This is a genomic window from Pseudomonas sp. FP597, assembly GCF_030687435.1.
Classification (GTDB): domain Bacteria; phylum Pseudomonadota; class Gammaproteobacteria; order Pseudomonadales; family Pseudomonadaceae; genus Aquipseudomonas; species Aquipseudomonas lactucae.
In genome coordinates this window covers 5,639,747-5,658,221 of record NZ_CP117432.1, presented here as the reverse complement: position 1 = coordinate 5,658,221, position 18,475 = coordinate 5,639,747, and the positions used below count along the sequence as shown (strand labels likewise).

The 18,475-nt window shown below is 60.7% G+C and carries 19 protein-coding genes; 11 read left to right on the top strand and 8 right to left on the bottom strand.

What is annotated here, in order from left to right; all coding sequences use genetic code 11:
- Positions 1–67: 67 nt before the first annotated feature.
- The gene (locus PSH66_RS25885) at positions 68–733 is read left to right on the top strand and encodes a TetR/AcrR family transcriptional regulator (protein WP_003176234.1); all 666 of its coding nucleotides are present in this window, start codon (positions 68–70) and stop codon (positions 731–733) included.
- Positions 734–818: 85 nt separating this feature from the next.
- Here the strand turns inward: PSH66_RS25885 and PSH66_RS25880 are convergent, their stop codons facing one another.
- Together PSH66_RS25880 and aroQ are read right to left on the bottom strand one after the other, a co-directional pair.
- The gene (locus PSH66_RS25880; protein WP_003176233.1) at positions 819–1,667 is read right to left on the bottom strand and encodes a shikimate dehydrogenase; all 849 of its coding nucleotides are present in this window, start codon (positions 1,665–1,667) and stop codon (positions 819–821) included.
- Complete coding sequence (aroQ, locus tag PSH66_RS25875) at positions 1,664–2,113, bottom strand: type II 3-dehydroquinate dehydratase (RefSeq protein ID WP_003176232.1); 450 nt, start codon at positions 2,111–2,113, stop codon at positions 1,664–1,666. The genes PSH66_RS25880 and aroQ overlap by 4 nt, the downstream gene beginning before the upstream one ends.
- Positions 2,114–2,380: 267 nt before the next feature.
- On the opposite strand from aroQ, the gene PSH66_RS25870 reads away from it, so the two are divergent.
- Together PSH66_RS25870 and PSH66_RS25865 are read left to right on the top strand one after the other, a co-directional pair.
- Positions 2,381–2,809, top strand: a complete 429-nt coding sequence (locus PSH66_RS25870) for a DUF4160 domain-containing protein (RefSeq protein ID WP_305427911.1) — start codon at positions 2,381–2,383, stop codon at positions 2,807–2,809.
- Entirely contained in the window at positions 2,806–3,270 is a 465-nt protein-coding gene (locus tag PSH66_RS25865; protein WP_305427910.1) for a DUF2442 domain-containing protein, read from the top strand. The genes PSH66_RS25870 and PSH66_RS25865 overlap by 4 nt, the downstream gene beginning before the upstream one ends.
- Positions 3,271–3,428: 158 nt before the next feature.
- Here PSH66_RS25865 and trmA read toward each other — a convergent pair whose 3' ends face one another.
- A complete protein-coding gene (gene trmA / locus PSH66_RS25860) occupies positions 3,429–4,508 on the bottom strand; it encodes a tRNA (uridine(54)-C5)-methyltransferase TrmA (protein WP_003176230.1) in 1,080 nt (359 codons plus the stop codon).
- Positions 4,505–5,800 carry an NCS2 family permease gene (locus PSH66_RS25855; RefSeq protein ID WP_003176229.1) on the bottom strand — a complete coding sequence of 432 codons (1,296 nt, stop codon included), beginning with the start codon at positions 5,798–5,800 and terminating at the stop codon, positions 4,505–4,507. Before PSH66_RS25855 ends, trmA begins: the two co-directional genes overlap by 4 nt.
- Positions 5,801–5,988: 188 nt before the next feature.
- Here PSH66_RS25855 and PSH66_RS25850 point away from each other — a divergent pair, with 188 nt between their 5' ends.
- From PSH66_RS25850 to PSH66_RS25835, 4 genes are all read left to right on the top strand, one after another.
- Positions 5,989–6,435 (top strand): DUF4879 domain-containing protein, encoded by a 447-nt coding sequence (locus tag PSH66_RS25850; protein ID WP_042945955.1) that lies wholly within the window; start codon positions 5,989–5,991, stop codon positions 6,433–6,435.
- Positions 6,436–6,531: 96 nt separating this feature from the next.
- A complete protein-coding gene (locus PSH66_RS25845) occupies positions 6,532–7,038 on the top strand; it encodes a (2Fe-2S)-binding protein (protein ID WP_141063457.1) in 507 nt (168 codons plus the stop codon).
- Positions 7,035–8,024, top strand: coding sequence for a xanthine dehydrogenase family protein subunit M (locus PSH66_RS25840; protein WP_305427909.1), 990 nt, complete (start codon positions 7,035–7,037; stop codon positions 8,022–8,024). Before PSH66_RS25845 ends, PSH66_RS25840 begins: the two co-directional genes overlap by 4 nt.
- A complete protein-coding gene (locus PSH66_RS25835; protein ID WP_305427908.1) occupies positions 8,021–10,204 on the top strand; it encodes a xanthine dehydrogenase family protein molybdopterin-binding subunit in 2,184 nt (727 codons plus the stop codon). Before PSH66_RS25840 ends, PSH66_RS25835 begins: the two co-directional genes overlap by 4 nt.
- Before the next feature lie 82 nt (positions 10,205–10,286).
- Here the strand turns inward: PSH66_RS25835 and PSH66_RS25830 are convergent, their stop codons facing one another.
- Entirely contained in the window at positions 10,287–11,525 is a 1,239-nt protein-coding gene (locus tag PSH66_RS25830) for an MFS transporter (RefSeq protein ID WP_003176223.1), read from the bottom strand.
- A 319-nt stretch (positions 11,526–11,844) separates the two neighbouring features.
- On the opposite strand from PSH66_RS25830, the gene PSH66_RS25825 reads away from it, so the two are divergent.
- The 3 genes from PSH66_RS25825 to PSH66_RS25815 are packed head-to-tail and all read left to right on the top strand — an operon-like array spanning position 11,845 to position 14,487.
- Positions 11,845–13,299 carry a cytochrome ubiquinol oxidase subunit I gene (locus tag PSH66_RS25825; protein ID WP_003176222.1) on the top strand — a complete coding sequence of 485 codons (1,455 nt, stop codon included), beginning with the start codon at positions 11,845–11,847 and terminating at the stop codon, positions 13,297–13,299.
- 1 nt (position 13,300) lies between these two features.
- Positions 13,301–14,308 (top strand): cytochrome d ubiquinol oxidase subunit II, encoded by a 1,008-nt coding sequence (cydB, locus tag PSH66_RS25820; protein ID WP_003176221.1) that lies wholly within the window; start codon positions 13,301–13,303, stop codon positions 14,306–14,308.
- A gap of 11 nt (positions 14,309–14,319) precedes the next feature.
- Positions 14,320–14,487: a DUF2474 domain-containing protein gene (locus PSH66_RS25815; RefSeq protein ID WP_003176220.1), complete on the top strand. Its 168-nt coding sequence runs from the start codon at positions 14,320–14,322 to the stop codon at positions 14,485–14,487.
- Between the two features lie 81 nt (positions 14,488–14,568).
- On the opposite strand, the gene PSH66_RS25810 is transcribed toward PSH66_RS25815, so the two are convergent.
- Together PSH66_RS25810 and PSH66_RS25805 are read right to left on the bottom strand one after the other, a co-directional pair.
- On the bottom strand, positions 14,569–15,693 hold the full coding sequence (locus PSH66_RS25810; RefSeq protein WP_003176219.1) for a methyltransferase: 1,125 nt from the start codon (positions 15,691–15,693) through the stop codon (positions 14,569–14,571).
- 111 nt (positions 15,694–15,804) lie between these two features.
- Positions 15,805–16,527: a LuxR family transcriptional regulator gene (locus PSH66_RS25805; protein WP_003176218.1), complete on the bottom strand. Its 723-nt coding sequence runs from the start codon at positions 16,525–16,527 to the stop codon at positions 15,805–15,807.
- Positions 16,528–16,983: 456 nt separating this feature from the next.
- Between PSH66_RS25805 and PSH66_RS25800 the strand changes: the two genes are divergently transcribed.
- Positions 16,984–17,760 carry a ferredoxin--NADP reductase gene (locus PSH66_RS25800; RefSeq protein WP_003176217.1) on the top strand — a complete coding sequence of 259 codons (777 nt, stop codon included), beginning with the start codon at positions 16,984–16,986 and terminating at the stop codon, positions 17,758–17,760.
- 45 nt (positions 17,761–17,805) lie between these two features.
- Here PSH66_RS25800 and mscL read toward each other — a convergent pair whose 3' ends face one another.
- On the bottom strand, positions 17,806–18,222 hold the full coding sequence (mscL, locus tag PSH66_RS25795) for a large-conductance mechanosensitive channel protein MscL (protein WP_305427907.1): 417 nt from the start codon (positions 18,220–18,222) through the stop codon (positions 17,806–17,808).
- Positions 18,223–18,475: the final 253 nt, after the last annotated feature.

Here is an 18,475-nt window from a genome sequence, read left to right as displayed (position 1 = left end):
GAGCGCTTCCTTCAGCGCGCGTCGCGGCCCATAATCACCGTCTGCATACAATGGCCGTGAGCGCACCATGACCTCGAGTCCCGAACTCCCCGCGGTGTCAGACGCACCGCGCAAGAGTCGTAAGAACAACCCGGAAAAGACCCGCGAAAACATCCTCCAGGAAGCCATTGTGGAGTTTGTCCAGCAGGGCCTGTCCGGCGCTCGCGTCGACGCCATCGCCGAGCGCATCCACACCTCCAAACGCATGATCTATTACTACTTCGGCAGCAAGGAGCAGTTGTACGTCGAGGTGCTGGAGAAACTCTACGGCGATATCCGCAACACCGAAACGCGCATGAATCTCACCGCGCTGGAACCGCGTGAGGCGATTCGGCGGCTGGTGGAATTCACCTTTGATCACCATGACCAGAACGTGGATTTCGTGCGCATCGTCAGCATCGAAAATATCCACAACGCCGAATACGTCAAACGCACCGACACCATCAAGGCCATGAACAGCAAGATCCTGGAAGGGCTGGGCGAGACCTTGCGCCGGGGTGCCCAAATGGGGTTGTTCCGGGAAGGGTTGGAGCCGCTGGACGTGCACTTGCTGATCAACTCATTCAGCTTTTACCGGGTGTCCAACCGCCATACGTTCAGTGAGATTTTTCAGATCGAACTGTCGGATGAGGTGGTTAAGCAGCGGCATCGCGAGATGATCTGTGAGTCGGTGTTGCGGTACCTGCAGGCCTGAAGTCACCGCAGAGCCTCATGTGGAAACGGGCTCAAAATGTGGGAGGGAGCAAGCCCCCTCCCACATTTGGATTTGGTTTCTACAGTCAGGTATTCATGCCCTTGAAGTGCGCCAGCATCCGCTGCGCATCCGCTATTTCGCCACTGAACAACTCAAACGCCTTCACCGCCTGAAACACCGCCATGTTGCCACCATCCAACGTGCGGCAACCCAGGGCGCGGGCGTTGCGCAGCAGTTCGGTTTCCAGCGGGAAATATACGATTTCCGCGACCCATAGTTCGGCCCGCAACAGCTCAGCCGGCACCGGCGTGCCGGGCAGCTTGGCCATGCCCATCGGCGTGGTGTTGACCAGGCCATCCGCCTCGGCCATGGCGTTTTCCAGGTGGCTGCCGACCTGGGCACGGCCAGTGCCGAAACGCTGCGCCAGGTTATCCACAAGCTCGCGGGCGCGGGCTGCGTCCACATCGAAAATGTTCAACTGCTCGACACCTTCGGCCAGCAGCGCATGGGCCACCGCCGCGCCCGCACCGCCGGCGCCCATCTGCACCACGCGCTGGCGCGGCACATCATTCAAGTTGCGCCGGAACCCTTCGGCAAAGCCCAGGCAATCGGTGTTGTGGCCGATGCGTTTGCCATCCTTGAGTACCACGGTATTCACCGCGCCGATGCCCCGGGCCTCGTCGGACAATTCATCGAGCAACGGCAGGATCGCCTGCTTGCACGGGTAGGTAATGTTCAAGCCGGTGAAGTTCATCTGCTCGGCGGCGCGCAGCAGGTCAGGCAGGGCGTTGATGTCCAGGTGCAGCGGTTCAAGGTCGATCAGGCGATACAGGTAACGCAGGCCCTGGGCATCGCCTTCCTGTTCATGCAGGGCTGGGGTGCGGGAAGCCTGGATGCCGGCGCCGATCAGGCCGGCGAGGATGCGCGGTTTCATCGAGCCGACCCCTTGAGCAACTGGCTGAAATGCTCCAGGGCCAGGTGGTAGCCATGGCTGCCAAAGCCTGCGAGCACCGCCTTGGCGATAGGCGATACAAACGAGTGATGACGAAACGCTTCGCGTGCATGCACATTGGATAAGTGGACTTCGATCACCGGCACTTCACTGGCCACCAGCGCATCACGAATCGCCACCGAGGTGTGGGTCCAGGCCGCCGGGTTGATCACGATGCCGGCGCAACGCGCACGGGCACCGTGGATCCAGTCCAGCAGTTCGCCTTCGTGGTTGGTCTGACGAAACTCGATCTTCAGCCCGAGTTTTTCAGCGCTGCGGCCACACAGGGCGGCGATGTCGGCCAGGGTTTCATGGCCATAGGTGGCAGGCTCGCGGGTGCCGAGCAGGTTGAGATTGGGGCCGTTGAGCACCAGCACGATAGGCGGCATCAGGTGTATCTCCACAATTTTTGTTCGTTGTGGCGATAAAATGTACTGAATGGTTAATTTGGTCAATCGGTCGCGGCGGATGTGTTCGATTACCGAACGTTAGAAAGCAGCGCAGCCAACTCTTGCTTCATGCGTCGTTACAACCCGGCATTCGACGCCGTGTTCCTCGTTACTAATCTTTGAGACAGCTTCGCGAGCAGGAGCCGGTTGTCGGGTGATACGGAAAAATTGTTACCTGGCGGAAAATAACCTAACGGATGGGTTACGATGAGAGTAGGGGATTACAAGGGCTATGTGATTTCGGTGTTTCTCAGGGACGAGCATTGCCCGCCTCATGTGCATGTACGGGGTAAGGGATGGGATGCGCGGTTTCGTTTCAGTTTTCTGGATGGGCAGGTGGAGTTGTGGGATGTGGACCCTGAACGGAGACGGCCGTCAACAGCGGTTCTTGAGGGTATACGGGAGGCGATCATGCAGCGGCACTATTTGGCGCGGGCACGCAGGATCTGGTGGGAAAAACTGCAAACCGTTTGCCTGGAGAATCATTCCTGGGATTGGGACGCGGGTGAGTTGGTTCCAGGGTTGGTCATTCGACGAGGTGTCTATGTCATCGCAAACGCCAGGCACGACGCCGTAGAGCAACGGACAATTTTGAATCTGGTCAGAGCGCCAGATTGCGTGGGGATTAATTTATGAAAATCGTAAAAGCCAAGGTTGTACCCACTGTACCGATCACTGAGGCTGACATCGACAAGGCAATCGCCCGTGGGCGCAAGCTGAAACGCCTGTACGCTAACGCCAGTGACGTGCGCTATGAGCACGACTGCCTTTCCATCGGTTTCAGCGACGGCAGCCGCATCCTCTTGCCTGTGGCCGGTCTATCGGAATTCGAAGGGTTTTCCTTGCAGGATTTCCAGCAGTTGGAGGTCGGTTTTGGCGGCAAGGCGCTGTGCTGTGAGGCGCGGGACCTGGATGTTTCGATTACGGGCTTGATCGCCACCAGCCAGCCCTTGATGGACCTGGCCATCAGCCTGGTAGCGTCGCGTAATGGTCGCAAAAGCAGCGCCGCCAAATCCGCTGCCGCCCGCGCCAACGGCAAGAAGGGCGGCCGGCCACGCAAGGAAGTGCCGGAAACTACCGATTCACCGGATACATGAAGATCCAATGTTGCAGCGGGCTTGCTGTCGGGAGGGGCTGGTCCCACGGCGGGTTCACTGAGAATCCAATGGGGCTGCTTCGCAGCCCGGCGCAGGACAAGCCTGCTCACCACAGCAAGCCCGATCCCACATTTTCAGCTGCGGTGTGCTTTGGGGGCTTACCGACGAGTCAGCAACACTCCGGATTCCATATGGTGCGTCCACGGGAACTGGTCAAACATCGCACACTGCGTGATCCGGTGCGTGTCATGCAATTGCGCAATGTTCGCCGCCAAGGTTTCCGGGTTGCAGGAGATGTACAGGATGTTGTCGAAGCGTCGGGTCAGCTCGCAGGTGTCCGGGTCCATGCCGGCGCGGGGCGGGTCGACGAAGACGCTGCCGAATTCGTAGCTTTTCAGGTCGATGCCGTGCAAACGGCGGAACGGGCGCACTTCATTCAGCGCTTCGGTGAGTTCTTCGGCGGAGAGGCGCACCAGGGTGACGTTATCCACCGCGTTTTCATCGAGGTTGCTCAAGGCTGCGTTGACCGAGGTCTTGCTGATTTCGGTGGCCAGCACGTTGCGCACGCGGGTCGCCAACGGCAGGGTGAAGTTGCCGTTGCCGCAGTACAGCTCCAGCAGGTCATCCGGGCGATCGCCCAAAGCTTCGTATGCCCAGTTGAGCATCTTCTGGTTCACCGTGCCGTTGGGCTGGGTGAACGCGCCTTCGGGTTGGCGGTAGCTGAAGGTGCGCCCGCCGACCTCGAGTTTTTCCACCACGTAGTCGTGGCCGATCACGTCGCGCTTGCCCTTGGAGCGGCCGATGATGCTCACGTTCAGGTCGGCCGCGAGCTTGTTCGCCGCCGTGTGCCAATGCTCATCCAGCGGGCGGTGATAGCACAGCGTGATCATTGCATCGCCGGCCAGGGTGGTGAGGAACTCCACCTGGAACAGCTTGTGGCTCAGGGCGGCGCTGGCTTGCCAGGCGGCCTTGAGCTGCGGCATCAATTGGTTGATGCGCTGGCTGGCGATGGGGAACTCTTCGATCAGGATCGGCGTGCGCTTGTCGTCCTGGGAAAACATCGCGTAGTGGCGCTCACCGGCTTCGCGCCACAGGCGGAACTCCGCCCGCAGGCGAAAGTGCTGCAGCGGCGAATCGAATACCTGCGGCTCGGGCGCGTCGAACGGTGCCAGCAGGTCACGCAGGCGCGTGACCTTGTCTTGCAGTTGAGCGGTGTAGCGTGCGGCGTCAAAAGTCATGCGTTGAACCAGCCCAGCTTGATCACGAACAGAATCGATAGAATCACCAGCGCCGGGTTCAGCTCACGGTAGCGGCCCGAAAGCAGCTTGATGGCGGTCCAGGCGATGAAACCGAAGGCGATGCCATTGGCGATGGAGTAAGTGAAGGGCATCGCCAGGGCGGTGATCACCACCGGCGCTGCCACAGTAATGTCATCCCAGTCGATTTCGGCCAGGCCCTGAGTCATCAGCACGGCCACGAACAGCAGCGCCGGCGCGGTAGCGAAGGCCGGCACGCTGGCCGCCAGTGGCGAGAAGAACAAGGCCAGCAGGAACAGGATCGCAACCACGATGGCCGTCAGACCGGTACGCCCACCGGCGCTCACCCCGGCAGCGGACTCGATGTAGCTGGTGGTGGTCGAGGTGCCCAGCAGGGAGCCGGCCATGGCGGCGGTGCTGTCGGCGATCAGCGCGCGGCCCATTTTCGGCATATGACCGTCCTTGCCCATCAGGCCGGCGCGCTTGGCAACGCCGATCAGGGTGCCGGAGTTGTCGAACAGGTCGACGAACAGGAAAGCGAAGATCACGCTGACCAGGCCGATGTCCAGCGCGCCCTTGATATCCAGTTGCAGGAAGGTCGGGGCCAGAGAGGGCGGCATCGAGGTCACGCCGCCGAACGGAGTGACGCCCAATACGATAGAGGCAATGGTGACCGCGAGAATGCCGATCAGCACCGCACCGCGCACGGCCAGGGCTTCGAGTGCGACGATCAGCACGAAACCGAGGGTGGCAAGGATGGGGGCAGCTTTTGTCAGGTCGCCCAGACCAACCATGGTGGCCGGGTTGCTGACGACGATCTGTGCGTTGTGCAGCGCGATCAGTGCCAGGAACAGGCCGATACCGGCCGCAATCGCCGAACGCAGGGGCAGGGGGATGGCGTTGATGATCCACTCACGGATACGGAAGATCGACAGCAGGAAGAACAGCACCGCCGAAATGAATACCGCACCCAGCGCCACCTGCCAGGTGTGGCCCATGTGCAGCACCACGGTGTAGGTAAAGAAGGCGTTGAGGCCCATGCCCGGCGCGAGCGCAATCGGGTAGTTGGCGATCAGGCCCATTACGGTCGAACCGATGGCGGCCGCCAGGCAGGTCGCGACGAACACCGCGCCCTTGTCCATGCCGGTTTCGCCGAGGATGCTCGGGTTCACGAACAGAATGTAGGCCATGGCCAGGAATGTCGTGATGCCCGCGAGGATCTCGGTGCGCACGTTGGTGTTGTGTGCCTTGAGTTGAAACAGCTTTTCCAGCATGCCTGCTCCCTGTGACGCTATTTTGCGTCGTGATTTGTTGACCTCTAAGTCAAAGCACAAACTGCGCCAAGCGCCTGTGGTTTCAGAGAGGATCGGAAAAAGCGGCGCATCATACCAGCAGCCGAGGCTGTGTGGCGCATGGGCTTGAGGCATACTGCGCCGACGTTCAACAGCGGGTCATCGACAGCATGAAAAAAGCCAACGCGTGGAGTCTAGCCCTGATCCCTTGTCTTGGCCTGTGGCTGGGCGCAGCACCGGTGTGGGGCGCGACTGCACCGGCCTTGAGCGAGGTGCGTGTGTTCAAGGTCGAGTCGGCCGGTTGCACGGAAACTATCCCGGAACGCACCAGCACAACCCAGATGTGCACGCACCGAGGGCCCACCAAAGTGTCGGTGATGGAGGTGGGCCTGGGCAACAACCCGGTAGGCCTCTTCAATGGCGCGGTACTCAACGGCCAGCGCACACCGGTGTGCCAGGTCGGCAACGTCAGCCAGGCCTGCAACGGCGTGGGCACCTTGATGGGCTACATCTATGTATTTGACTTGAATGTCGAGGCCCAGGGCTGGTTCGAATACAGCAACTCGTCGATCAACCCGCCGCGAAATACCCTCAAGACCCTGCTCAATATCCGCTGATCAATCAGCTTGAACGCTCAAAACCCCGGGAAGTCGTAGCCCTGAGACGGCGATTTCCCTGAACGCCGCGGATGCACACCAACCCGTGAGGTGTTTATGAGCGAGACCCCCAATGGCGCGGCGGCCCAACCGTTTGTCGCCCACTCGATACGCTTGACTCTCAATGGCCAGGACCGCCAGCTGGACGTGTTGCCCTGGACCACCTTGCTCGACCTGCTGCGCGAACGACTCGACCTGGTCGGCAGCAAAAAGGGCTGCGACCACGGCCAATGCGGCGCCTGCACCGTATTGCGCGATGGCAAACGCATCAACGCCTGCCTGACCCTGGCAGTGATGTGCGACGGCGCCGAGTTGACCACCATCGAAGGCCTGGCCAACGGCGACCAACTGCACCCGATGCAGCAAGCCTTTATCAAGCATGACGCCTTCCAATGCGGCTACTGCACCCCCGGCCAGATCTGCTCCGCCGTCGGCCTGGCCAATGAAGGCCGCGCCCACGACACGGCGCAAATCCAGGAATTGATGAGCGGCAACCTGTGCCGTTGCGGCGCCTATAGCAATATCCGCGATGCCATTGAAGATGCCCTGGGAGGTGAGCGATGAATCCCTTCCAATACAGCAAACCGGTGAATGTGCAGGAGGCCGTGCGCCTGAGCAGCGCCGCTTCGCGCTTCATCGCCGGCGGCACCAACCTGCTGGACCTGATGAAAGAAAACATCAGCCGCCCCGACCACCTGATCGACATCACCGGCTTGGCGCTGCATGACATCCAGGAAACCGCCGACGGCGGCCTGCGCATCGGCGCGTTGGTGAGCAATGCGGACCTGGCCTGGCACCCCTTGATCGAGCAGCGTTATCCGCTGTTGTCCCAAGCCATCCTGGCCGGGGCCTCGCCGCAATTGCGCAATATGGCCAGTACCGGCGGCAACCTGCTGCAGCGTACACGCTGCTATTACTTTTATGACGCCACGGTGCCCTGCAACAAGCGCGAGCCCGGCAGCGGCTGCCCGGCGCGCAGCGGTCTGAACCGCATCCATGCGATCCTCGGCGCCAGCGAGCAGTGTGTGGCCACGCACCCGTCGGACATGTGCGTGGCCCTGGCGGCGCTGGAGGCGCGGGTGCATGTCGAAGGCCGAGCTGGCGCACGGGTGATCGAGTTCGCCGACTTCCACCGCTTGCCCGGCGACGCACCGCAACGCGACAACCAATTGGCCGACGACGAACTGATCATTGCCGTTGAGCTGCCCGCCGATTCGCTGGCCCGGCATAGCCATTACCTCAAGATCCGTGATCGTGCCTCTTACGCCTTTGCCTTGGTCTCCGTCGCCGCGGCACTTGAGCTGGACGGCGAGGTGATCATTGACGCGCGCCTGGCTCTGGGCGGCGTGGCCCATAAACCCTGGCGTGACCGTGCAGTGGAGGCCGCGTTGATCGGCCAGGCCGTCAGTCGCGAGACGTTCAGCAACGCTGCCGACGCGCTGTTGCAAGACGCCGAGCCGCTGGAACACAACGGCTTCAAGATCAAGCTGGCGCGCCGCGCAATCATTCGCGCCTTGAGCGACGCCGCCGTCGCAGGAGAACAGCCATGAGTGCCATCGGCAAACCCCTGGACCGTGTCGACGGTCTGCTCAAGGTCACGGGGCAGGCGCGTTATGCCGGGGAATTCCCCGAAGACGGCCTGCTGCATGGCAGCGTGGTCTCCAGCAGCATTGCCAAAGGTCGGGTAACCCGCATCGATGCCTCCAAAGCCCTGGCGCTGCCGGGTGTGGTGGACGTCATCCATCACCTCAACCGGCCGAAAATCGCCAGCTATGACGATGCCTTTGCCGACGCCGATGCCGCCGATGGCTCGCCGTTTCGCCCGCTTTACAACGACCGCGTGCTCTACAGCGGGCAGCCGTTGGCCCTGGTGATCGCTGATAACCTGGAGCTGGCACGGCATGCGGGCTCCTTGATCGAGATCGAGTTCGAGCAGGAAGCCTTCGAGACGGACCTGCTCACCCAGCAGGAACAAGCCCATCCCTCACCGCAGACGCCCCCCGCGCCGCGTGGCAACTTCCAGGCCGAATGGTCCGGCGCGGCCATCAGCCTCGATCTGCACTACAGCACTCCCATCGAACACCACAATCCCATGGAACCCCACGCCAGCACCGTGCTGTATCAGCCGGATGGCACGTTGCATATCCATGACAAAACCCAGGGGCCGCAGAACTGCCAGGCCTATGTGCAAAAGGTCTTCGGCCTGGATAAAAGCCAGGTGCGCATTTTTGCCGCATTTGTCGGCGGTGCGTTCGGCTCGGGCCTGCGCCCGCAATACCAACTGCCGCTGGCGGTGATGGCGTCGCTGGCACTCAAGCGCTCGGTGCGCGTCACCCTCACGCGCCAGCAGATGTTCACCTTCGGCTACCGCCCGCGCACCTTGCAACGCCTGCAACTGGGCGCGGCCGCCAACGGTCGATTGCTGGCGCTTGGGCATACGGCAATTGGCCAGACCTCGCGTTTCGAAGACTTCAGCGAACACGTGGTGGAGTGGAGCGGCATGCTCTATCACTGCGACAACGTGCAACTGACCTACAAGCTGGTGCCGCTGGATGTGTTCACGCCATTGGACATGCGCGCGCCCGGCGCCGCCCTGGGGTTGATCGGCCTGGAATGTGCCATGGATGAACTGGCCTGCGCCCTGGCCATCGACCCGGTGCAACTGCGCCTGATCAACTATGCCGAACGCAATGGCAACGAAGACAAACCCTGGTCGAGCAAAGCCTTGCGCGAGTGCTACAGCGAGGGTGCCGAACGGTTCGGCTGGAAGCAGCGCAACCCAGAGCCGCGCAGCATGCGCGACGGCCGCCAGTTGATCGGCTGGGGCATGGCCGGCGGCGTCTGGGAAGCGATGCAGATGAAAGCCAGCGCCAAGGCGAGCATCGATGCGCAGGGCAAACTCACCGTCAGCAGTGCCACCACGGATATCGGCACCGGCACCTACACGGTGATGACCCAGATTGCGGCGCAGGCCAGTGGCGTGGCGATGTCAGATGTACGTTTTGTGCTCGGTGATTCCTCCTTGCCCACGGCGCCGCTGCAGGGCGGCTCGTTTACCGTGTCCTCCGTCGGCACCGCCGTTCAGCAAGCCTGCCAAGCGCTGACCGCAAAACTGCTGACCATCGCCCGGCAGACTTACCCGGTCTTCAAGGCTGCCGAGTCTGTGCGCTTTGAAGACGGCCACTTGCACGCGGGGGACGTGAGTGTGACGTTGGCGCAACTGGTCAAGGACAGCGGCGAAGAGGCGCTGCAGGTGCAGGTCGACAGCGCGCCGGACAAGAAGCGCGAGGGCTATGCCACCGCCACCCACTCGGCGGTATTCGTCGAAGTGCGGGTGGACGAAGACCTGGGCACCATCAAGGTCAGCCGAGTCGTCAGCGCGATTGCCGCCGGGCGGGTGGTCAATCCGAAGATGGCGCGCAGCCAGATCCTTGGCGGCGTGGTGTGGGGCATCGGCATGGCGCTGCATGAAGAGACCCAGATCGACCACCGATTGGGGCGCTACATGAACCACAGCCTGGCCGAATACCACATCCCGGTGAATGCCGATATCGGCGACGTTGACGTGGTGTTTGTCGATGAACACGACGAGATCGTCAATGCCCTGGGGTCCAAGGGCGTGGGGGAGATCGGGATTGTCGGGGTAGCGGCGGCAGTGGCGAATGCGATTTACCATGCCACCGGCAAGCGGGTGCGGGAGTTTCCGATCACGTTGGACAAGGTGCTCTGAAAACACCGCATAACCCATGTGGGAGGGAGCAAGCCCCCTCCCACATGGGCTTTTTTACCAAAATAAGGTCCCGTGGTGACGCTCAGACTTTCGCTTCTTCCACCGGCACATGCATCCGGTCCCGATTCGCCAACGTCGGGAACAGTTTGATCCACACCCCGGTCACCACCAGCGTGCCAATCCCGCCCATGACTACCGCGGGCACGGTGCCGAACCAGTGGGCGGTAATCCCGGATTCGAACTCACCCAACTGGTTGGACGCGCCGATAAACAGGCCGTTGACCGCACTGACCCGTCCGCGCATTTCATCCGGCGTCTCCAACTGCACGAAGGACGCGCGGATGACCATGCTGATCATGTCCGCCGCGCCCAGCACCACCAGCACCGCCAGGGAAAACCAGAACGAGGTGGACAGGCCGAAGGCAATCGTCGCCACGCCGAACACGCCGACGGCGGTGAACATCACGCGGCCCACCTGGCGGTCGACCGAAAACCGTGCCAGCCACAGCGACATCAACAACGCGCCCACCGCCGGCGCCGAGCGCAACAGGCCCAGGCCCCAGGCGCCGGTTAGCAGGATGTCCTTGGCAAACACCGGCAGCAGCGCGGTGGCGCCACCCAGCAGCACGGCGAACAGGTCGAGGGAAATCGCGCCGAGAATGTCCGGGCGGCTGCGGATAAAGCGAATGCCGGCCAGCAGCGAATCCAGGGTGGCCTTGCCTTTGTTCAGCGGGGTCTGGCGGGCGGGCAGGTTGAGGGTCAGCCCGCAGGCGATGAGGTACAGCACCACCGTGGGGCCATATACCCAGACGCTGCCGAACGCATACAGCAGACCGCCCAGCGCCGGGGCGACGATGGTCGCCAGTTGCTGGGCCGATTGCGACGAAGCCACGGCCCGCGGGAACAGCGCGCTGGGCACGATGCTGGGCAGCAGCGCCTGGGTGGTGGGCATTTCGAAGGAGCGGGCGGCGCCGAGCAGGAAGGCGAGGATAAAGATCATCTCGCGGGTGACGTTGCCGGTCAGGCCGCCAATGGCCAATGACAGGGCGATACATGCCTGCACGGTCTGGCAGATGGCGGCGACTTTGCGTCGCTCATAGCGGTCGGCCACATGCCCGGTGTGCAGCATGAACAGTACGCGCGGCACGAACTCCACCAGGCCGACCAACCCCAGGTCCAGCACATTGCCGGTCAACTGGTAGAGGTTCCAGCCGATGGCCACGGTGAGCATCTGGAAGCCGCTGGCGGTGAAGATCCGCGCCAGCCAGAACGCGATGAAAGGGCGATGGTGACGCAACAGCAACGCGGGTTCACTAGGCATCGGGAATTCAAGTCAACGGCCGGAGGGAAGGGCGAGATTAGCATCATGCTGTAACAATTAGTTGCAAGAACAGCACTGAGGCAAGCTGTCACGCGGCAAAAGACCACATAACTGGACACACAAAATGGGACTACTCTTTCAGCAATGCTTGATCCAGATCAAGGCCTGCATGGGGCTTGATCGGGCGGCCGTAAGGCCAGAATCCCTGCGTGGTGGGTTAAAAAAAGAAACGAATTGAAATTCGCCACACTCCATATCCGTGGGGGCAGTGGGTGCAGGCTCCCGCCAGCAGCCGGTATTACCTGACAGAGGAAGACTTATGTTCGGTTTGGAGGCGCTCGATCTCGCCCGAATTCAATTCGCGTTCACCATCTCGTTCCACATCCTGTTCCCGGCGATCACCATTGGCCTGGCCAGTTACCTCGCGGTGCTGGAGGGCTTGTGGCTCAAGACCCGCAACGACACCTACCGTGACCTCTACCATTTCTGGTCGAAGATCTTTGCCGTCAACTTCGGCATGGGCGTGGTCTCCGGCCTGGTCATGGCCTACCAGTTCGGCACCAACTGGAGTCGCTTCTCGGACTTTGCCGGCGCCGTCACCGGGCCGCTTCTGACGTATGAAGTGCTCACGGCCTTCTTCCTCGAAGCCGGTTTCCTTGGTGTGATGCTGTTCGGCTGGAACAAGGTGGGGCGCAACCTGCACTTCTTCTCCACCGTGATGGTGGCCGTGGGGACGTTGATCTCGACCTTTTGGATCCTCTCGTCCAATAGCTGGATGCAGACCCCGCAGGGCTTTGAGATCGTCGATGGCCGCGTGATTCCGACCGACTGGTTCGCCGTCGTTTTCAACCCGTCGTTCCCCTATCGCCTGGCGCACATGGCCACGGCCGCCTTCGTGGCCACGGCTTTCTTCGTCGGTTCGTCGGCGGCCTGGCACTTGCTGCGCGGCAAGGACAACCCGGCGATCCGCAAAATGCTCTCGATGGCGATGTGGATGGCGCTGATCGTGGCGCCTATCCAGGCGGTGATCGGTGACTTCCACGGCCTCAACACCCTTGAGCATCAGCCGGCGAAAATCGCCGCGATTGAAGGTCACTGGGAAAATAAAGGCAATGAACCCACCCCGCTGATTCTGTTCGGCTGGCCGGATATGAAGGCTGAAAAAACCAAATATGCGGTGGAAATCCCCTACCTGGGCAGCCTGATCCTGACCCACTCCCTGGACAAACAGGTGCCGGCACTCAAGGAGTTCCCGCCTGAGGATCGCCCGAATTCGACCGTGGTGTTCTGGTCGTTCCGGGTCATGGTCGGCCTGGGCTTTTTGATGATCTTCACCGGGCTGTTCAGTTTGTGGCTGCGGCGGGGCGGCAGGATGTACACGTCCAAACCGTTCCTGTACCTGGCGCTGTGGATGGGCCCCTCCGGCCTGATCGCGATTCTTGCCGGTTGGTTTACCACCGAAATCGGCCGTCAGCCGTGGGTGGTCTACGGGTTGATGCGCACGGCGGATGCGTCCTCGGGGCATAGCCTGGCGCAGATGACGATCACCCTGGTGTTGTTCGTGGTGGTGTACTTCGCGCTGTTCGGCGCCGGGTTGGGCTACATGATGCGCCTGGTGCGCAAAGGTCCTGTGACGTACGAAGTCACCGAGCCGACCCACGGTGGCCCTGGCCAGAAACGTACGCCGGCCCGTCCTTTGTCCGCTGCCGATGATGGCACCGACAACGACTCGTCATCCCAACAGCACGACGACATCCAGCACAAGGGGCATTGAGATGGGTATTGATCTTCCGCTGATCTGGGCTGTGATCATCATTTTCGGGATCATGATGTACGTGGTCATGGACGGCTTCGACTTAGGGATCGGCATCCTGTTTCCGTTCGTGAAGGGCAAGACCGACCGTGACGTGATGATGAACACCGTGGCGCCCGTGTGGGACGGCAACGAAACCTGGCTGGTACTGGGAGGCGCTGGGTTGTTCGGCGCGTTCCCGCTGGCCTATTCGGTGGTGTTGTCGGCGTTGTACCTGCCGTTGATCCTGATGTTGATCGGGTTGATCTTCCGGGGCGTGGCGTTCGAGTTCCGCTTCAAGGCCAAGGACCACAAGCGGCACCTGTGGGATAAGGCGTTCATCGGCGGTTCGCTGGCGGCGACGTTCTTTCAGGGCGTGGCGTTGGGAGCATTCATCGATGGGATTCCGGTGGTGAACCGCCAGTTTGCCGGTGGCTCGCTGGATTGGTTGACACCGTTCACGATGTTCTGTGGCGTGGCGCTGATCGTGGCTTATGCCTTGCTCGGCTGCACCTGGCTGATCATGAAGACCGAAGGCAAGTTGCAGGAACAGATGCACAACCTGGCGCGGCCGTTGGCGTTCGTGGTGTTGGCGGTGATTGGTATCGTCAGTATCTGGACGCCGCTGACGCACGCGGAAATCGCCGGGCGCTGGTTCACCCTGCCAAACCTGTTCTGGTTCCTGCCGGTGCCGGTCCTGGTATTGGTCACCATGTATGGGTTGATCCGCGCGGTGGCGCGTAATGCGCACTACACGCCGTTTCTGCTGACGCTGGTGCTGATCTTCCTCGGCTACAGCGGCCTGGGCATCAGCCTGTGGCCGAACATCATTCCGCCCTCGGTATCGATCTGGGACGCGGCCGCACCGCCGCAAAGCCAGGGCTTCATGCTGGTGGGCACCTTGTTCATCATCCCGTTCATCCTGGGCTACACCTTCTGGAGTTACTACGTATTCCGCGGCAAGGTCACCCACGAAGACGGTTATCACTAGGAGGTCGTCCCATGTCCGGCAAACCGACGTTGCAGGAGATTGAACAGGCCGAGAAACAGCCGCTGTGGCGGCGTCTGGGGTGGCTGGCGATGATCTGGACCGGCAGTGTGCTGGCCCTGTTTGTGGTGGCCAGCCTGATGCGCATGTTCATGAATGCGGCCGGCCTGACCACTCACTGACATCCCGATCCGGGTCTTGCGGCCCGCTGCCTGCTGACTCAAGGGGCAAGCCCTGCTCTTGTTCCGCAAGGGCAGGGTTTTTTATTTGCGCGCCTTGAGGATGACGAATTTTGGTGTCGCCGCCACTTGCTCGACACCGCGGAACAAGCGCGCCAACTTGCTGTGATAACCCAAGTGACGGTTGCCGACTATGTAGAGGGCACCGCCGACCACCAGGGCTTCGCGGGCCTGCTGGAACATGCGCCAGGCGAGGAAGTCGCCGACCACCTGCTGCTGGTGGAACGGCGGGTTGCACAGCACCACGTCCAGGGACTGCGGCTCCTGGCCGGCCAGGCCATCGCCGGCGCGGACCGTCACGTCGCGAGCGCCCAAGGCAGCCTGCCAGTTTTGCGCCGCCGATTGCACGGCCATATACGACTCGTCCACCAGGGTGTACTGCGCGTCGGGGTTTTGCAGCGCGCTGGCAATCGCCAATACGCCGTTGCCACAGCCCAGGTCCGCCACGCGCGCGCTGCCCAGGTTTTCAGGCAGGTGCGGCAGGAACGCGCGCGTGCCGATGTCCAGGCCTTCGCGGCAAAATACATTGGCGTGGTTGAGCAGTTCGATGGCGGGTGTTTCCAGGGTATAGCGCGTGGGGTAGGGCGAGACGCCCGCCGGCCGATCTGCAAGGGTCGCGATCAGCAGCCGTGCTTTTTTCACGGCCAACGAGGCATGCATCGGCCCGATATAGCGCTCCAGCAATTCTCCGGCCGCCCGTGGCAGGTGCTTGACCATCGCCCCGGCGATCACTTCGGCGCCCGGTGCCAGTTGGCCTTGCAGGCGGATCAGCTGCTCCTCCAACAACGCCAGGGTCTTCGGCACGCGGATCAGTACGCGGTCGAAAGGCCCGTTCGGGGTTTGGCTGGCAGGGATAAACGTCACGGCATCAAAGGCTCTGGCGTTGCGCACCAGGTTTTTTTCCAGCCCCTGGGCGGCGAGAAATGAATCACCGCTGGACACCACCTGCACCCGACCTTCAAGGCTGGCCGCCAGGGCGCCGAAGCTGTCGTTGAGCACCAGCACGCGGGTGACGGCAGCAGGCTGTTGTTCTGCCAGGTAGCTGAGCAGGTACTCATCGGCGGCATCGAAGGCTTGCAGTGGATCGTTGTGCTGTTCGGGCTGGCGGATCAGATCGAGCTGGGCGAAGGGGCTGTCGAGCAGGGGCATGGCGGAAGAGAACTCTGGGTAATCGAACCATCTGGGTGAACGGCGACGGGAGGCTGGAAGCCGCGTCCTCACCCGGAACTGGTCGAGAATGTTACGTTTTTTCCGCAAGGATTACATGAGGTCGTTAAAGAAACCGGCTTTGGCGGCCTTCATGATGGCCGCGATTTTATTATTGACCCCCAGTTTTCTCATTGAACTGCAGTTATGAAAGCCGACGGTACGTTCAGACAGGCACAGAATCTTGGCGATCTCGCCTGCAGTCTTGCCCAGGGCTGACCAGCGCAGGACTTCCAGCTCGCGCGGCGTCAAGTTATTACAGGGCACGGCATCCGGTTCGTTCGCGTACTTGTGCGCCACCACGGTATGCATGGCATGGCAGAGCCATAGGGCATTACCGGCTTTTTCGTAAAGCTCTTCGGGGCTGATCTCCCGTTTGCTTCGGCTCAGCGTCAGCATACTGAATACGCCTCTTGGCCCATGCAGTGGTTGGGTCCACCCCAAGTGCACGCCACAGGATTGGGCGAGCGTCCACAAATGAGGGGTGCCCTGGAAGGCGGTTTCTTTCCAGACAAACGGCAGAACGGAGCGCTGGCAGTGGGCGACGACAGGGTCTACATCTGCGAATTTGGCTTGTTTATAAAGGTGACTCCATTCGTTTGGATAGTTGCTCTTTTCAAATATGATTTTTTGGTTTGCAAGTTGTTGGGTACTCATTTTAAAGGAACAAAATTGGAAGCCGAGTGAGTACGTCTCGTTGATAACCATTTCGAAAACACTGGTGATCTGGTCCTCGTCTTCCAGTTTGGGGAGCCGTGTGTTTCGCCAGTTAAGCATCGGTAACTCTCCATGAGTATGGGGTGTCTTGGGGTACGTCCTGATCCCATTGCGACACGGAACTGAGTGTAGGATAAGGACTACTTTTTGAGGAGAAAAAAACGTTATATAGATGGACTTACTTAAATTTTAAAAGTTATACAAGTCTTGATTTGTTGTGCAGGTAATTGCGCTGTGGAGGGAAACATTAGTTGTATTAGGAAGTTATCAGTAGTGGCTAATCAGTGGCGGTTGGCAGTCATGTCGCAATGAGCGGCGTATGGGTAAGAGTGCTAATAGCCAAATAATTAGTGGGGGCGTGACTTGAGTTTTTATACTAATTAGCCGCGTTGAAAGTATGGTTTTATCACCTCATCGTCTACCGTGAACATTGCCATGCAATCTCACTACAAATCATCGGTGTTAGCGCGTACCGCTTTGAGGGACACTAGAGGCCTGTGCAAAACGGAGTGCCCCATGACGGCCAGTGCTGAAAAATTTACCCGCCAGACATTGCTCGATGTGCAATCGCTGACCCCCAGCCTGTTTACCCTGCGCACCACCCGCGATCCGGGATTCCGGTTCACCGCCGGCCAGTTCGTGCGCCTGGGCGTGACCAAGGCGGATGGCAGTACGGTCTGGCGTGCCTATTCCGTGGTGTCGTCACCCTTTGATGAACATTTGGATTTCTTCTCGATCGTGGTCCCTGGCGGCGAATTCACCAGTGAGCTGAGCCGCCTGCGGGTGGGTGATGAGTTGATGGTGGAGCGCCAAGCCACGGGTTTTCTGACCCTGAGTCGGTTTGTGGACGGTCGTGACCTGTGGATGCTGGGCACCGGCACCGGGGTGGCGCCGTTCCTGTCGATCCTGCAGGACTTCGAGGTGTGGGAGAAATTCGAGCGCATCATCCTGGTCTACAGCGCACGCGAAGCCAAAGAGCTGGCGTACCAAGCGTTGATCAAGACGCTGGGTGAGCGTGAGTATCTGGCCGAATACGCCCACAAGCTGACGTACATTCCTATTGTCACGCGGGAGCAACACCCGGGCGCTTTGAACGGACGAATCACCACGCTGATCGAAAATGGCGAGCTGGAGCGAGCGGCCGGCGTGGCGCTGACCCCCGAGCACTCGCGCGTACTGATTTGCGGCAACCCGCAGATGGTCGACGATACCCGCCAACTGCTCAAGCAGCGCGACCTGCAACTAAGCCTGAGCCGCCGACCGGGCCAGGTAGCAGTGGAAAACTACTGGTAAACAAAAGGCGCCCCAAGAGGCGCCTTTCTTTAAACCACGCCAGGCCTAGAGCGGCTTGTCATTTTGCGCCTTGAGCAGATCGCGGATCTCGCCCAGCAATACCTCTTCCTTGCTCGGCGTTGGCGGCAGGCTTGGGGCCACTGCCTCTTCACGCTTTAGGCGGTTGATCGCCTTCACCCCCATGAAGATTGCGAACGCGACGATGATGAAGTCGATCACGCTCTGGATAAACTTGCCGTACGCCAGGACCACGGCGGGTGCATCACCCTGGGCAGCCTTGAGCGTCACCGCCAGGTCGCCAAAGTCCACGCCACCGACCAACAGACCAATCGGCGGCATCACCACGTCGCCTACAAACGAGGAAACAATTTTGCCGAAGGCTGCGCCGATGATAATACCGACGGCCATGTCAACCACATTACCTTTGACCGCGAAGGCCTTGAACTCACTGATCACGCCCATAGGTTATTCCTTGTTACAGATGAGGAGGGTGGAGCTGAGTGTAAGTCAGTCATGGCGGGCTTGCCGGACACAACGGTTAACACTGTTAGTTTTAATCGACACATTAAAACGCAAATAGTTTGCAAAGTGCCACCAATCGCGCGCGAAATACGCGCCATTTCAGGGGCTTACTACATTATTTTCTCAATCGCCCTGGTGGGCTTTTTCTATTTATCTTCTGACTCGCGGGTCACTAGCCTCTGGCAAGCACAAC

What these genes read in the sequence shown, in the direction of transcription:
- PSH66_RS25885 (WP_003176234.1), top strand. Translation starts at nt 68, where the DNA reads ATGACCTCGAGTCCCGAACTCCCCGCGGTGTCAGACGCACCGCGCAAG.
- PSH66_RS25880 (WP_003176233.1), bottom strand. Translation starts at nt 1,667, where the DNA reads ATGAAACCGCGCATCCTCGCCGGCCTGATCGGCGCCGGCATCCAGGCT.
- aroQ (WP_003176232.1), bottom strand. Translation starts at nt 2,113, where the DNA reads ATGCCGCCTATCGTGCTGGTGCTCAACGGCCCCAATCTCAACCTGCTC.
- PSH66_RS25870 (WP_305427911.1), top strand. Translation starts at nt 2,381, where the DNA reads ATGAGAGTAGGGGATTACAAGGGCTATGTGATTTCGGTGTTTCTCAGG.
- PSH66_RS25865 (WP_305427910.1), top strand. Translation starts at nt 2,806, where the DNA reads ATGAAAATCGTAAAAGCCAAGGTTGTACCCACTGTACCGATCACTGAG.
- trmA (WP_003176230.1), bottom strand. Translation starts at nt 4,508, where the DNA reads ATGACTTTTGACGCCGCACGCTACACCGCTCAACTGCAAGACAAGGTC.
- PSH66_RS25855 (WP_003176229.1), bottom strand. Translation starts at nt 5,800, where the DNA reads ATGCTGGAAAAGCTGTTTCAACTCAAGGCACACAACACCAACGTGCGC.
- PSH66_RS25850 (WP_042945955.1), top strand. Translation starts at nt 5,989, where the DNA reads ATGAAAAAAGCCAACGCGTGGAGTCTAGCCCTGATCCCTTGTCTTGGC.
- PSH66_RS25845 (WP_141063457.1), top strand. Translation starts at nt 6,532, where the DNA reads ATGAGCGAGACCCCCAATGGCGCGGCGGCCCAACCGTTTGTCGCCCAC.
- PSH66_RS25840 (WP_305427909.1), top strand. Translation starts at nt 7,035, where the DNA reads ATGAATCCCTTCCAATACAGCAAACCGGTGAATGTGCAGGAGGCCGTG.
- PSH66_RS25835 (WP_305427908.1), top strand. Translation starts at nt 8,021, where the DNA reads ATGAGTGCCATCGGCAAACCCCTGGACCGTGTCGACGGTCTGCTCAAG.
- PSH66_RS25830 (WP_003176223.1), bottom strand. Translation starts at nt 11,525, where the DNA reads ATGCCTAGTGAACCCGCGTTGCTGTTGCGTCACCATCGCCCTTTCATC.
- PSH66_RS25825 (WP_003176222.1), top strand. Translation starts at nt 11,845, where the DNA reads ATGTTCGGTTTGGAGGCGCTCGATCTCGCCCGAATTCAATTCGCGTTC.
- cydB (WP_003176221.1), top strand. Translation starts at nt 13,301, where the DNA reads ATGGGTATTGATCTTCCGCTGATCTGGGCTGTGATCATCATTTTCGGG.
- PSH66_RS25815 (WP_003176220.1), top strand. Translation starts at nt 14,320, where the DNA reads ATGTCCGGCAAACCGACGTTGCAGGAGATTGAACAGGCCGAGAAACAG.
- PSH66_RS25810 (WP_003176219.1), bottom strand. Translation starts at nt 15,693, where the DNA reads ATGCCCCTGCTCGACAGCCCCTTCGCCCAGCTCGATCTGATCCGCCAG.
- PSH66_RS25805 (WP_003176218.1), bottom strand. Translation starts at nt 16,527, where the DNA reads ATGCTTAACTGGCGAAACACACGGCTCCCCAAACTGGAAGACGAGGAC.
- PSH66_RS25800 (WP_003176217.1), top strand. Translation starts at nt 16,984, where the DNA reads ATGACGGCCAGTGCTGAAAAATTTACCCGCCAGACATTGCTCGATGTG.
- mscL (WP_305427907.1), bottom strand. Translation starts at nt 18,222, where the DNA reads ATGGGCGTGATCAGTGAGTTCAAGGCCTTCGCGGTCAAAGGTAATGTG.